General features: G+C 73.3%; 10 protein-coding genes. 7 read left to right on the plus strand and 3 right to left on the minus strand.

Annotated features, from left to right (window positions below):
* Positions 1 to 52: 52 nt before the first annotated feature.
* Both N801_RS16940 and N801_RS16945 read right to left on the minus strand, forming a co-directional pair.
* A complete protein-coding gene (locus N801_RS16940) occupies positions 53 to 1,072 on the minus strand; it encodes a 1-acyl-sn-glycerol-3-phosphate acyltransferase (RefSeq protein WP_084109168.1) in 1,020 nt (339 codons plus the stop codon).
* 35 nt (positions 1,073 to 1,107) lie between these two features.
* Positions 1,108 to 1,929, minus strand: coding sequence for a patatin-like phospholipase family protein (locus N801_RS16945; RefSeq protein ID WP_035940385.1), 822 nt, complete (start codon positions 1,927 to 1,929; stop codon positions 1,108 to 1,110).
* Positions 1,930 to 1,974: 45 nt separating this feature from the next.
* Between N801_RS16945 and N801_RS16950 the strand changes: the two genes are divergently transcribed.
* From N801_RS16950 to N801_RS16970, 5 genes are all read left to right on the plus strand, one after another.
* Complete coding sequence (locus N801_RS16950; RefSeq protein ID WP_035940386.1) at positions 1,975 to 3,363, plus strand: HAD-IB family hydrolase; 1,389 nt, start codon at positions 1,975 to 1,977, stop codon at positions 3,361 to 3,363.
* 88 nt (positions 3,364 to 3,451) lie between these two features.
* Positions 3,452 to 6,772 (plus strand): DEAD/DEAH box helicase, encoded by a 3,321-nt coding sequence (locus tag N801_RS16955; protein ID WP_035940392.1) that lies wholly within the window; start codon positions 3,452 to 3,454, stop codon positions 6,770 to 6,772.
* Between the two features lie 59 nt (positions 6,773 to 6,831).
* Positions 6,832 to 7,911, plus strand: coding sequence for a lipase family alpha/beta hydrolase (locus N801_RS16960; RefSeq protein ID WP_052113240.1), 1,080 nt, complete (start codon positions 6,832 to 6,834; stop codon positions 7,909 to 7,911).
* A 10-nt stretch (positions 7,912 to 7,921) separates the two neighbouring features.
* Positions 7,922 to 9,406, plus strand: coding sequence for a glucose-6-phosphate dehydrogenase (zwf, locus tag N801_RS16965; protein ID WP_035940387.1), 1,485 nt, complete (start codon positions 7,922 to 7,924; stop codon positions 9,404 to 9,406).
* 52 nt (positions 9,407 to 9,458) lie between these two features.
* Positions 9,459 to 11,126, plus strand: a complete 1,668-nt coding sequence (locus N801_RS16970) for an MFS transporter (protein ID WP_035940388.1) — start codon at positions 9,459 to 9,461, stop codon at positions 11,124 to 11,126.
* Positions 11,127 to 11,141: 15 nt separating this feature from the next.
* On the opposite strand, the gene N801_RS16975 is transcribed toward N801_RS16970, so the two are convergent.
* Positions 11,142 to 12,350: a diacylglycerol/lipid kinase family protein gene (locus N801_RS16975; RefSeq protein ID WP_035940389.1), complete on the minus strand. Its 1,209-nt coding sequence runs from the start codon at positions 12,348 to 12,350 to the stop codon at positions 11,142 to 11,144.
* A gap of 66 nt (positions 12,351 to 12,416) precedes the next feature.
* On the opposite strand from N801_RS16975, the gene N801_RS16980 reads away from it, so the two are divergent.
* Both N801_RS16980 and N801_RS16985 read left to right on the plus strand, forming a co-directional pair.
* Entirely contained in the window at positions 12,417 to 12,938 is a 522-nt protein-coding gene (locus N801_RS16980; protein WP_035940390.1) for a DinB family protein, read from the plus strand.
* Positions 12,935 to 14,269: a cation:proton antiporter domain-containing protein gene (locus N801_RS16985; protein WP_245618495.1), complete on the plus strand. Its 1,335-nt coding sequence runs from the start codon at positions 12,935 to 12,937 to the stop codon at positions 14,267 to 14,269. Before N801_RS16980 ends, N801_RS16985 begins: the two co-directional genes overlap by 4 nt.
* Positions 14,270 to 14,428 lie beyond the last annotated feature (159 nt).

Genomic DNA, 14,428 nt, shown 5'->3' on the forward strand with positions numbered 1-14,428 from the left:
TGCCTTCGATATGCCGTGTGCACGGCGCGCGGCACCAGTCCCGGGCCGAGGGTCAGGACGTGCCGGAGCCCTCGTGGGTCGCCACCCACTGGTCGATCTCGGTCCAGTGCTCGTCGAGCCAGCGCTCGATCTCGGCCGGCTCGTCCGGGACGTCGGCCGCGGCATACGTGTGGGTCCGGACGAGGAACGGGCGGTCGGTGAACGGGATCGCGTCCCAGATCTCCTTCGGCGTCGACAGCTGTCCGAAGCCGGCGTGCGCGACGATCATGACGTCGGCGTCGGGGCGCTCGTCGAGGCAGGCGATGACGCCGCGGGTCTTGGGCGGCAACGTGTTCCACAGCGAGATGGCGCGACGGGCCTTGAGCTCCTGCCCGGCCTCCCGAAGGCGGTCGATGAGCCGGCGCCGGCGGTCGGGGGAGAAGTTCTGTCCCTCGGGGAAGAGGAGCAGCACGTCGTCGTGCTTGAGCCCGCGGGCCAGCGCGCGCACCCCGGCCGTGCGGTCGTCACCGGCGCCGGTGCGACTGGGCACGAAGGACGACCGCATCCGCGTGAGGAGCGCGTCGACCGTCGGGTCCCACCGGAGCGCCTCTGCGAGAACGATCTTGGGCATGCGGCCCGCCGTGTGGCCGAGGAGCCAGGCGAGGGCGAGGGAGTCGCCGGGACCGGCGTGACGAGCGAACGCGATGAGCGGGGCGCCGTCGGTGCCGAAGTGCATCCGGCCGTCCAGCCGCACCTCGAACCCCACCCAGCGCCTGGCCAGGATCATCGCCCGGTTGAGCCCGGCGAGGAAGACGGCCTCGTGGTCGTCCTCCCACGTGGCGCTCTTCTGGCGGGGGTCCTTGAGCGAGAGCCGCCAGCACTCCATGAGCATCCGCACGTCGATCCACATGACCCCGACGCCGAGGACGCTCACCCGGAACAGCCGCGCCCGCTTGTCGAGGAGCGCAGCGAACGCCCCGACGACGATGACCGGCGTCGCGAGCCCGGTGAGCGCCGCCGCGCCGACCGGCCACACGAACGGGAGCACCCGCCGGGCGACCAGCGGGGGCTTGGGGATTGCGGCGACTCCCATGAGCGGAGCGTATGCCGTACGGTCGGGCCGGCGGGTCAGGCCAGCGAGGCCGCGGCGAGGTAGGCGGACGACGCCGCATACGCCTGCTCCGCCCGGACGGTCATGCGCGAGCTGCGGCCGTAGGAGAGCGAGACGGACGGCGACTCGGGGGCCCCGCTCGGGAGCACGTGCACCTCGACGCCGTCGGGGATCGACTCCATCTCGTGGACGTAGCGGTGCCGGCGGGAGATCTCGAACGCGACGACCCCGACCTCCCACGGCCGGCGCGGCGGCGTGAGCGGCTGCTCGACCCGGCCCACCTGGAGGACGAACACCCGGGTGGCGCCGAGCTCGAGGGCGCGACCGACCGGGATCGAGTGGACGAGGCCGCCGTCGAGGTGGTGTCGCCCGTCGATCTCGACCGCGGGGAAGAGCCCCGGCACCGAGCACGACGCGACGACGGGGTCGACGAGGGCGCCGGAGGAGAACCATGCCGAGCCGGCGGTCTCGATGCACGCCGCGACGCACTGGAAGTCGACCTCGAGCTCCTCGAACGTGTCGACCGGCAGGTGGTCGTCGATGACCGCCCGCAGCGGTGCGCTGGAGAGCAGGTGGGTGCGGAACCGGGCGAGGCGCGCGGCCGAGCGCATGGGGTTCTCGAGGAAGACCCCGCTGGACGCCACGGCCTGCCACGCGTCGGCGAGGACCCGGATGCCCGCGGGGGAGGGGTCGGCGGCGGCGAACGCGCCGTTCATCGCGCCGATGCTCGTGCCGACGACGAGGTCGGGGCGCAAGCCGTGCTCGGCGAGGGCGCGCAGCATGCCGACCTGGGTGGTGCCGAGCACCCCACCGCCGCCGAGCACGAACGCCGTCGTCATGGCGGCCACCCTATGCACGCCGCGTCGCCGCCATAGGGTGTGGCCATGCCCGGCGCCGCGTTCTTCGACCTCGACCGCACGCTGCTCCAGGGCGGGACGGGGCCGCACCTGAGCCGGGCCATGGTCGACCTCGGGCTCGTGCCGCGCTCGCTGCCCGGGCAGGGGCTCCTGTTCAAGACCTTCGACCTCCTGGGCGAGAACCTCGCGTCGATCTTCCTCGCCCGGCAGGCGACGCTCGTCGCCCGCGGCAAGGACTCGCAGAGCTTCGACGGTGCGGCGACCCGGGCGGCCGAGGTCATCGCCGAGCTCGTGCACCCGTTCGCGCTGGCCCTCATCGAGCAGCACAAGGCGGAGGGCCGGCTCGTCGTCATGGCGACGACGACGCCCGAGCACCTCATCAAGCCGCTCGCCGACCTCCTCGGCTTCGACCACGTCGTCGCGACCCGCTATGGCACCAAGGAGGACGGCCGCTTCGACGGCTCGATCCTTGGCCCGTTCGTCTGGTCGACCGGCAAGCTCACGGCCGTGCGCCACTTCGCGGCCCAGCACGACATCGACCTGCGCGCGAGCTTCGCCTACTCGGACAGCATCTTCGACCTGCCGCTGCTCGAGGCCGTCGGTCAGCCGGCCGCGGTCAACCCGGACCCGCGACTGGCCGTGTATGCCGTGGCGCGCCGCTGGCCGATCGTGCACTTCGACGTGTCCCCGGGGGTGTTCAAGGTCCCCGTGCTGGGCATCGAGCTGCAGCGCTTCGCCCTCGAGGCGCTGCGGTCGACCTTCTTCCCGTGCGCGCGCTTCGACATCCAGGGCATCGAGAACATCCCGCGCCACGGCCCCGTGATCCTCGTCGGCAACCACCGCAGCTACTTCGACGTCGTGGCGATGGCCAACGTCGTCCGCCGGTCCGGCCGCACCGCGCGGGTGCTCGCCAAGAAGGAGCTGTTCGAGATCCCGGTCCTCGGCCCCCTCGTCGGTGCCATCGGCGGCATCCGGGTGGACCGGGCCGAGGGCGGGCAGGAGTCCTACGACATGGCGGCGCTCGCCCTCGAGGGCGGCGAGATGGTCGGCCTCCTCCCGCAGGGGACGATCCCGCGGGGCCAGGCCTTCTTCGACCCGGTCCTCAAGGGCCGGACCGGGGCCGCCCGGCTCGCGGCGGCGTCGCACGCACCGGTCGTCCCGGTCGGCATGTGGGGCACCGAGAAGGTGTGGCCCCGGTCGTCGACGATGCCCAACCTGCTCTCGCTGGCGCACCCGCCGACCGTGCGGATCCGGGTCGGCAAGCCGGTCGAGCTCCTCCACCGCTCACCCGTCGCGGACACGAAGCGGATCATGCAGGCGATCAGCGACCTGCTGCCGCCCGAGGCCCGGGAGCCGCACACCCCGACCGAGGACGAGCTCCGCGCGACCTACCCCGGGGGCCGCGTCCCGGACTGACCCGCCTGTGGATGGGCGGTGCGCGGCGTCGGCGACGCGGCATACGGTGGTCCTCGGTTCGCGTGGACGCAAGGAGGTGGGCCCGGTCGTGGAGCAGGAACCCCGCACCCTCGCCGAGGTCTCCGACCGCGTGCTCGTCGAGGCGTTCGGCCACACGACGTTCGAGAAGGGCCGGGCGTATGCCGGCGCCGGCCGGGTCACGAGCGTCACCGTGTCCGACGGTGGAGCGTGGGCGTCGGCCCGGGTCATCGGCAGCGGGCCGCACATCTACCGCACCGAGCTCTCCCTCCGACGCGACGACCGCGGCCCCTGGGTCGAGGGCGGGTGCAGCTGCCCGATCGGCCGGGACTGCAAGCACGCCGCCGCGCTCGCCCTCATGCTCCGGGCCCAGCAGCCGTGGCGCCGGCTCGACGCGGCCAGCGCGGACCCCGAGCCGACGCCGGAGCGCCCCCACTCGTGGCGCGACGCCCTCGACGAGCTGCTCGACGTCCCCGACCCGCAGTCCGGCTCGTCCCCCGGCAGCGTCGGGCTGCTCCTCGACGTCGAGACGCCGACCGGCCGGGCCGCACGCTGGGACATGCTGCCGCCGACCCCCTCGGTGCACCTGCGCCCGGTCGTGCCCGGCGCCGTGCCCGGACGCTGGATCCGCACCGGCATCTCGTGGGAGGCGGTGAGCGGCGGCTACTACTCCTCCTACGCCCACCACCTCGACGGGGCGCCCCTGGACGCGCTCACGGCGATCGCGGACGCCTTCCGGCGCAGCAGCCGGCTGTCCGGGTACGGCCGGATGCCCGCCGGGATCCCGCTCGCCCAGGTCGGGCGGGGCTGGGTCGAGCTGCTCGGCCGGGCGCGTGACGCCGGCATCGTCCTGCTCACGCAGGCCACCGGCTCCGGCGAGGTGCACCTCGAGCCGGAGGTCGGCCACTTCGTCCTCGACCTCACGCCGACCGGCAGCGGTGACGTGCGGGCGGTGCCGAGCCTCGACCTGCCCGGCGAGGGCGAGGTCGTCACCGTCGGCGAGCCGCCCACCGGCTGGTTCCGGCAGGAGGGCGCCGACCTGCGCCTGGGTGGCTTCGGCCCCGACGTCGACCTCGCCGCCACCCGGGTGGTCGAGCGCGGCCCGTTCACCATCCCGACGGCCGACTGGTCGACGTTCGCCATCCAGACGCTCCCGGTGCTGCAGCGCCGGGCCACGGTGCGCACCCACGGGGGACTCACGCTGCCCGAGGTCGCCCCGCCGCGCCTGCACCTCGCGGTGCGGTTCGCCGCCGACCACGTCGTCCACCTCGCCTGGGCGTTCCGCTACGGCCCGGTCGACGCGCCGGTCACCGTCCCGCTCGCCCGGGACAGCGCGGTCCTGCGCGACCCCGACGCCTTCCGCAGCTCCGCCCTCGAGGCCGACCTGATGGCTGCGGCCCCGTCGCGCCACGAGCTGCCCGCGCTCTGGGAGCTGACCCGGGCCGGGTGGGCCCTGCGAGAGGAGGCCTCCGTCGACGGGTTCGACACCGTGGCGCTGGCCGAGCTCCTCCCCGCACTGGAGGCGGACGACCGGGTGGAGGTCGAGGTCAGCGGTGAGCGGACGGCATACGCCGAGGTGACGCAGGCCCCGCGGATCGCGGTCGGGACGAGCGAGTCCACCGACGGCAACGACTGGTTCGACCTGCGGATCAGCGTCACCGTGGGCGGGCACGAGGTGCCGCTGGCCGACCTCGTCACCGCTCTCGCGCACGACGAGGAGCGGCTGCTCCTTCCCGACGGCGCGTGGTTCACGCTCGACCACCCCGAGCTGCAGCGGCTCCGCTCCCTCGTCGAGGAGGCGCGCGAGCTGCAGGACCGGCCGACCGACCCGCTGAAGCTCTCGGTGCTCCACGCCGGGCTGTGGGACGAGCTCGTCGAGATCGGGGTCGTCGAGGAGCAGTCGGGGCGGTGGCGCCGGTCCGTCGACGCCCTCCTCGGGGTCGACGACGCCGACACCCCGCCGCCGGCCGAGGTGCCCGGTGCGCTCAAGGCGACGCTGCGGCCCTACCAGGAGGAGGGGTTCCGGTGGCTCTCGCTCCTCTGGGACCTCGGCCTCGGTGGGGTGCTCGCCGACGACATGGGCCTGGGCAAGACCCTCCAGGTCCTCGCCACCGCGCTGCGCGCCAAGGAGCGCGGGGAGCTCGCCGACCCGATGCTCATCGTCGCGCCGACCTCGGTCCTCGCGACGTGGGCCGGCGAGGTCGAGCGGTTCGCCCCCGACCTGTCGGTCGTCGTCCTCGACCGCACCCGCGGCAAGGCCCGCGTCCCGCTCGCAGAGGCGATCGCCGGCGCCGACCTCGTCGTGACGACCTATGCCGTCGCCCGGATCGACGCTGAGCAGTTCCGGTCGGTGCGGTGGTCGGCGGCGGTCCTCGACGAGGCGCAGTTCGTCAAGAACCACCAGGCGAAGACGTATGCCGCGATGCGCCAGCTTCCCGCCCGGGTCACCTTCGCGCTCACCGGCACGCCGCTCGAGAACTCGCTCATGGACCTGTGGTCGCTGCTGTCGATCGTCGCGCCGGGACTCCACCCGAGGCCGCAGGTGTTCCGCGACCAGTGGGCCCGGCCGATCGAGGCGGGCGCGGCACCGGAGCTGCTCGCCACCCTGCGACGGCGCATCCGTCCGCTGCTGCTGCGCCGCACCAAGGACGCCGTCGCGTCCGACCTCCCGCCCAAGCAGGAGCAGGTGCTGCACGTCGCGCTCCACCCCCGCCACCGCGCCATCTACGACCGGCACCTCGCCCGCGAGCGGCAGCGACTCCTCGGGCTCATCGACGACCTCGACGGCAACCGGATCGCCATCCTGCGCGCGCTCACCGTGCTGCGGCAGATGGCCCTCGACCCGTCCCTCGTCGACGCCGAGGAGTACGGCGGGGTGGCGCCCAGCGCCAAGGTCGAGGCCCTCGTCGACCAGGTCACCGAGCTCGCCGCCGAGGGCCACCGGGCGCTCGTCTTCAGCCAGTTCACCGGCTTCCTCGCCCTCGTGCGGGCCCGCCTCGACGCCGAGGGCATCGCGTACGCCTACCTCGACGGGTCCACCCGCAACCGGGCCGACGTCGTGCGGGACTTCCGCGAGGGCGAGGCGCCGGTCTTCCTCATCTCGCTCAAGGCCGGCGGGTTCGGGCTGACCCTCACCGAGGCCGACTACGTCTTCGTCCTCGACCCCTGGTGGAACCCCGCGGCCGAGAACCAGGCGATCGACCGCGCTCACCGCATCGGGCAGACGAAGTCGGTCAACGTCTACCGGCTCGTGTCGACCGACACCATCGAGGAGAAGGTGGTGGCGCTGCAGGACCGCAAGCGCGACCTCTTCGCCCGGGTCGTCGACGACGGCAACCTGCTCTCGAGCGCCCTCACCGCCGACGACCTGCGCGGGCTCCTCGACCGCTGAGCCGCCCGGCGGGCGGGCGGCCGTTCGGTGAGCCCGGCCGCGGGTGGGACAGTGTGGGCATGACCGAGCGCGACGAGGCCCCACCGACCGCCGTCGAGCAGCGGCTCATGCGCGGGGTCGAGCGCGCGGCCGGGGTCAGCGACCACCTCGTCCACCACCCGGCCCCCAACGGGGCGCGCGCCTTCGTCAACGCCTTCTTCGGGGACCGGCTCGACGTCTCCGGGTCCCCGCTGGCGCACACGATGGGCGTGCGCCGGCGCGGGCGGTCGGTACCGCTCACCGAGGACGGGCTCGCCGCGGCCTGGCCGGCGGCGACCGGTGACGTCGTCGTCCTCGTCCACGGCCTCGTCGTCCACGAGACCGCGTGGCAGCGGGGTCGGTTCGGCCAGCGCCTCGAGGAGGACCTCGGCTTCACCCCGGTCACGGTCCGCTACAACACCGGGCTGCGGATCTCGCACAACGGCCACGAGCTCGACCGGGTGCTCACCGCCCTCGTGGCCCACTGGCCGGTCCCCGTCACCCGGATCGTCCTCCTCGGGCACTCGATGGGCGGCCTCGTCGTCCACAGCGCCCTGGCGCAGGCCGACGTCGAGGCCGACTGGGTCCCGCTCGTGAGCGACACCGTGACCCTCGGCGCTCCCCACCTGGGCGCACCGCTGGAGCGCTTCGCGAACCAGTCCGCCCGCCTGGCCGGCAGGCTGCGCCACTCGCGCCCCCTGGCCGCGGTGCTGCGGGCGCGCAGCGTCGGGATCCAGGACCTCCGGTACGGCAACATCCTCGACGAGGAGTGGGACGGCCTCGACCTCGACGACCGCAGCGGGCGACGCGTCGACGTCCCGCTCCACCCCGGCGTCCGCCACCTCGCCATCGTCGGACTGCTCGGCAAGCGCATCAACAGCCGGGTCGCCCGGTTGATCGGCGACGGGATGGTCCCGGCGGCCAGCGCGCAGGGATCCGGTCCGCACTCGCCCGGCAGCCGTCGCTTCGCCGAGGGCGACGTCGTCGTCCTCCCCGGCGTGGGCCACCTCGCGCTCGTCCACGACCCCCTGGTGTATGCCGCGATCCGCGAGCGCCTGGGCCACCGACCGGACCCCAGATCACCCGACGCCGAGGCTGGTCAGGAGGGTCCCGGCAGGTAAGGCTGGGCCCATGACCGACCAGAAGACCGCGCCGACGACCGTCATCCTCTTCGGCGCGACGGGGGACCTCTCCAAGCGCAAGCTCATCCCCGGGATGCTGCACCTGTTCCAGTCGGGCCTGCTCGACGACCTCCGTGTCGTCGGCACCTCGCTCGACGAGATCTCGACCGATGACTTCCGCGAGCTCGCCCACGCGGCGATCAGGGAGTTCTCCACCCGCGACCTCGACGAGGCCGAGTGGCACCAGTTCGCGCAGCGGCTCCACTACGTCCCGCTGTCCGCCGGGCCCCAGGCGCTCGGTGAGGCGGTCCGCGCCGCCGAGGCGCTGCTGCCGGGAGAGACCGAGCTGCGCCTGCACTACCTGTCCGTCCCACCCCGGGCGGCGCTGTCCGCGGTGCAGACCATCGCCGACGCCGGGCTCGTCGAGCGCAGCCGGGTCGTCATGGAGAAGCCGTTCGGCACCGACTACGCCTCCGCGGTCGAGCTCAACCGGCGTCTGCACGAGGTGTTCGCCGAGGAGCAGATCTTCCGGATCGACCACTTCCTCGGCAAGGAGCCGGCCCAGAACATCCTCGCGTTCCGCTTCGCCAACGGCCTGTTCGAGCCGATCTGGCACCGCAACTCCATCGCCCACGTGCAGATCGACGTCCCCGAGACCCTGGGGCTGGCGACGCGGGGCGACTTCTACGAGAACACCGGTGCCTACCGCGACATGGTCGTCACCCACCTGTTCCAGATCCTCGCGTTCACGGCGATGGAGCCGCCGACTTCGCTCGAGCCCGACGCCATCAGCCGCGAGAAGAACAAGGTCTTCGAGTCGATGCAGCCCATCCACCCCCACGACGTCGTGCGCGGGCAGTACATCGGCTACCTCGACGAGCCGGGGGTCGCCCCCGACTCGGACACCGAGACCTTCATCTCGCTCAAGTGCTACGTCGACAACTGGCGCTGGGCCGGGGTGCCCTTCTTCCTGCGCACCGGCAAGCGCATGGCCGAGGGCGCCCGGATCATCTCCATCGCCTTCCGCGAGCCGCCCCAGTCGATGTTCCCGGAGGGCTCGGGGGTGGGCGACCACGGCCCGGACCACCTGACCTTCGACCTTGCCGACAAGGCCCGGATGTCGCTGTCGTTCTACGGCAAGCGCCCCGGTCCCGGCATGAAGCTCGACAAGCTGTCGATGCAGTTCGCGATGCAGGAGACCCACTGGGCCGGCGCCGTGCTCGAGGCCTACGAACGGCTCATCTACGACGCGGTCCGGGGCGACCACACGCTCTTCACGTCGGCGGTGGGCATCGAGAGGCTCTGGCAGATCAGCCAGCCGCTCATCGAGAACCCCCCGGTGGTCCGGCCGTACGCCGCCGGGACCTGGGGTCCGAACCAGATCCACCAGCTCGTCTCGCCGCACACCTGGCGCCTGCCGTTCGAGCGCCGGTGGCGCGACAAGATTCCCGACCCCGGCCCTCAGTCACCCATCGAGGGTGGCGCCCGCCGCTGAGGGTCCGACCGGGCTCTGGCCACAGGACGGCCCTCCCACCTAGATTCTGGCCATGACTCCCGACGGGGGCAGTCGGCTGGGTCACGCCGCTGCGGCCTTCACGAGCAACGCCCGCAACCCGAGGCTGCGCCGCGCCCAGCTGAGCTTCCTCGGCGCGTGGACCGCGGAGTGGGCCTTCACCGTGGCGCTCGGGATCGTCGCGTACCGGGACGGGGGCGCGGCGGCGGTGGGGCTCGTGGGCCTGCTCCGGATGGTCCCGTCCGCTCTCCTCGCGCCGGTGCTCTCGCCCCTCGCGGACCGGGGCCGACGCGAGCGCGTCCTCGTCGTGGTGTCGACGGTGCGGGGGCTGGCCACGGCGGCGGCCGCCCTCGTGGCCGCGCTCTCCGGTCCGGCGGTGCTCATCTACGTCGCCGCCGTGCTCTCGACGATCGCGGCCACGCTCTACCGTCCGGCGCACTCGGCCCTCCTGCCGTCGTTGTGCCGCACCGGGCACGAGCTCGCGAGCGCCAACGTCGTCCGCGGCTTCCTCGACTCGGCGGCCACGCTCGTCGGGCCGCTCGTGGCGACGGTCCTGCTTCAGGTCACCGGAGTCGACGTCGTGTTCGCCGTGGCGGCCGCGGCCTCCTTCTGGTCTGCCGCGCTGCTCGTCCGCCTCCGCTACGACGCACCCCCTCGGCCGGCGGCGCAGCGGCCGAACCTCGTCGCGGAGGCCATGGACGGTGTCCGGGCCGTCGCGGGGCACCGCGGCCTGTCCCTCGTGCTGGGTCTCGCCGCCGCGCAGGCGCTGACCCGGGGCGCGCTGACCGTCCTCTCCGTCGTCGTGGCCATCGAGCTCCTCGGGACGGGTGAGCCGGGCGTGGGTGCCCTCATGGCGGCGGTCGGCGTGGGCGCCGTGCTGGGGTCGCTGGCCGCGTCGCTGCTCGTCGGGACGAGCCGGCTCGGCGCGTGGTTCGCGGTGGGGGTCGCCCTCTGGGGCCTGCCGCTCGCCCTCGTCGGTGCCGTGCCGAGGGAGGGCGTGGCGCTGGTGCTCGTGGCGTTCATCGGCGTGGGGAACGCCCTCATCGACGTCGCCGGCTTCACCCTCATCGGTCGGATGGCCCCGGACGAGGTGCTGGCGCGAGTCTTCGGCGTGCTCGAGAGCCTCGTGACGGTGTCGATCGGTCTGGGGGCCCTGTTCGCCTCGCTCCTCGTCGAGTGGTTCGACGTGCGCATCGCGCTCGTCGCGACCGGCGTGCTGTGCCCCCTGCTGGCCGTGGCCTCACTGCGGCCGCTGCGGTCCCTCGACCGGTCGGTCAGCGCCCTCGACGGTGACGTCGCTTTGCTCCAGCGGGTGACGATGCTCGCGCCGCTCCCGCTGCCCGCGGTGGAGCGCCTCGCGCGTGGTCTGCGCCCGGTCGCCGTGCCGCAGGGAGAGGTGGTGTTCCGGGTGGGCGACATGGGGGAGGACTACTACGTCGTCGAGTCCGGGGAGGCCGACGTGCGGGGTGACGGACACGTCGTCGCGACCCTCGGCGCGGGAGAGGGTTTCGGCGAGATCGCGCTGCTGCGTCGGACCCGGCGGACGGCGACGGTCCTCGCGCACACCGACCTCGCCCTGCGCGCGCTCGACTCCGAGCGGTTCCTCGCGGCCGTCCTCGGTTACACCCCCAGCACCCGTGACGCCGAGGCCCATGTCGACGGCCTGCTCGACCGCTACGACCCGGACGACCTGCCGACCTAGTGCTGTCCTGCGTGCTCAGGCCGCGACGACGGGCTTGGCCTGCGTGCTGCCGGGCGAGGGCGTGCGGACGATGAGCGACTTGGGGCGCACCTCGAACCGGACCCGGCTCGCCTGGCCGATGACGTCGCCGTCGATCTCGACGAGCTGCGGGGCGTCGAGCGAGACGAGGATCGACTGGCAGCGGTAGCGCTCCATCTTGGGGTGGTTGCGACCGCGCTTGGCGAGGATGTGCACGGCGACCCCGGCCCAGCCGACGATGCCCTTGGGCGTGACCGCGACGACGTCGAGGACCCCGTCGTCGATCTCGGCGTCGGGCATGAGGGTGATCCCCCCGGTGAGCTTGCCGCAGTTGCCGACGACGATCGTGCGGGCCGTGTGGGCGATCGGCTCGCCGCCGTCGATCCGCAGGCGGGTCGCGAACCGGGCGCCGAGGAGGTTCTGGGCGCCGCTGGCGACGTACGCGCCCCAGCCGATGCGCGACTTCGCCTGGTCCGACGTCGCATGCATGATGCTCGCGTCGAGCCCGAGGCCGGCCATGACGAGGAACGCGTGCTGGTTCGCGGCAGGGTCGGAGCCGTGCTCGTCGTCGGCGCCCACGTCGGGCTCGGTCGGGCCGTCGTGGCCCGGGTCGAGCTCCTCGGTCGAGCTCTGCTCGGACGTCGGGTCGAGGGTGAGCCAGCCGACGTCGATGTGCCGGTTGCGTCCGGTGAGGGCGACCTCGACGGCCTCGGCGAGGTCGAGCGGCAGCTCGAGGTTGCGCCCGAGCAGGTTGCCCGTGCCGGCCGGGACGAGGCCCATCGGGGTGGACGTGCCGGTCAGCACGTGGGCGACCGCGCGCACCGTGCCGTCGCCGCCGATGGCGCAGACGAGGTCGACGTCGTCGGCCAGCGCCGCCCTCGTCTGGCCGTAGCCGGGGTCGTCGACCGTGGTCTCGCGGATCGTCGGCTCGTCCCACTCGCCGTGGTCGAGGACGGCCTTCGTCACGAGGGCCCGGACGGCCTCGACGTCGTCGAACTTGCTGGGGTTGAGGATGACCGCGACCTGCTTGCGCGGCGGCGTCGGGGTGTGCTCGGCCTGCTCCGGCCGGAACGACGACCGGGACGGCCGCGACGAGGAGGCGTGGCGTCCCGGGGAGCGGCTCGAGGAGGTCGCGAACCAGGCCACTGCTGCCAGGACGACGAGGACGGCGAGGATCGCGAGGATCACGGGCCAGGAGTCGGTCACGTCAGGGACCGTACCCCACGGTTCGAGGCGTCACGCCCCGGTCGGCGACCCGCCTACGCTGTGCCCATGAGCACCATCGAACCGGACGACAAGGACTGGACGTGGACCCTCGACCGGTCCTGTCCGGACTGCGGGTTCGACGCCGCAGCGGTACCGCCGGCCGACGTGGCCGGGCTCGTCACGGCATACACCAGACCGTGGTCCGACGTGCTCTCGCGTGAGGACGTCGCGACCCGGCCCGACCCGACCACGTGGTCCCCGCTGGAGTACGCCTGCCACGTCCGCGACGTCTGCGACCTGTTCGCCGACCGGGTGCGGCTCATGCTCCACGAGGACGGCGCGCGCTTCGCGAACTGGGACCAGGACGCGACGGCGGTCGACAGCCGCTACGCCGAGCAGGACCCCGGCACCGTCGCCGCCGAGCTCACCGAGGCCGCCGCTCGGCTCGCGCAGGCGTATGCCGGTCTGTCCGGTCCCGCGTGGGATCGCCGGGGCGTGCGCTCCGACGGCTCGGAGTTCACGGTGCTCAGCCTCGGCCGCTACGGCCTGCACGACCTCGCCCACCACCTCTGGGACGTGCGGGGGTGAAGCCCGCCTGGATCTACGTCGCGCTCGGCCTCGCCCTCTTCCTCGCGGTGATCCTCCCGCCAGTCCTGCAGCGGCTCAACGTCAACGCACCCATCGTCCTCGTCACCCTCGGCCTCGTCCTGGGGCTGCTGCCCGGCTTCCGCGACCTCGACCTCGACCCCACCTCGCACGAGGTGGCGGTCACCCACATCACCGAGCTCACCGTGCTCGTCTCGCTCATGGGCGTGGGGCTCGCGCTCGACCGCCCGCTCAGCCTCCGCGACGTGGGGTCGTGGCGCACGTGGTCGCCGACGTGGCGTCTCCTCGGCATCGCCATGCCGCTCACCATCGCCGGTGTCGCGCTCATGGCGTGGGGGCCGATGGGGGTCGCCGCACCGGCCGCGCTGCTGCTCGGTGGTGCCCTGGCGCCCACGGACCCGGTGCTCGCGTCCGACGTCCAGGTCGGGGGACCCAACGAGGGCGAGCGGGAGGACACGGACCGCGAGGACTCCGAGGAGGTGGACGAGGACGACGAGGTCCGGTTCGCGCTGACGAGCGAGGCCGGGCTCAACGACGGCCTCGCCTTCCCCTTCGTCCACGCGGCGATCCTGCTGGCCACCGTCGGCAGCGTCTCCGAGTGGGGCGCCCGCTGGCTGGCCTGGGAGCTCGTCGGCAAGGTCGCCATCGGTGCGGTCGTCGGGGTCGTCGCCGGGCGCGCGGTCGCCCGCCTCGCCTTCACCGCCCGCTCGCAGGAACTGCGCTTCGCCGCCAACGGTGAGCCGCTCGTCGCCATCGCCGCGCTGCTCGCGACCTACGGCGTGGCCGAGGTCCTCGGCGGCTACGGCTTCCTCGCGGTGTTCGCGTGCGCCATGGCCATCCGCAGCTTCGAGCGGAACCACTCCTACCACCACGACATGCACGAGGTCATCGAGCGCCTCGAGCGGCTGCTCACCCTCGTCGTGCTGCTCCTGCTCGGGATGGCGCTGACCAACGGGCTGCTCGCCAACCTCGACTGGCGCGGGGTCGCCATCTCGCTGTTCCTCCTGCTCGTGCTGCGCCCGATCGCCGGCCTCGTCTCCTTCCTCGGCCACCCGCACCGGGAGGGACCGCGCGACTTCGACGCCCGCGAGCGCGTCGTCGCCGCGGTCTTCGGCGTGCGGGGCGTGGGCTCGCTCTTCTACCTTGCGTACGCCGCGAGCCACGCCGAGTTCGAGGAGATCCGGTGGCTGTGGTCGGTCGTCGCGTTCACCGTGGTCGTCTCCGTCTACCTGCACGGGCTCACCGCCCCGCTGGCCATGGCGTGGCAGGAGCGCGGCCAGGCGTCGACGCGGGCGGCCCGCGCGCCCGCCTGAGGCCACGGCCCTCGGATGCCTGAGCTTGCTTGGGTCGTGCGCCAATAGCGCTGCGCCACAGGGCAATTGCCTGTGGAGAACCCTTCCGAGTGTCGTCGAACGGGTGTACGATGAGGGTATGCAGGGGACACCAGCACCGGGAGGGCCCGAGGCCCGGAT

The sequence above is a fragment of the Knoellia aerolata DSM 18566 genome (assembly GCF_000768695.1).
In the GTDB taxonomy this organism is placed as follows: Bacteria; Actinomycetota; Actinomycetes; order Actinomycetales; family Dermatophilaceae; genus Knoellia; species Knoellia aerolata.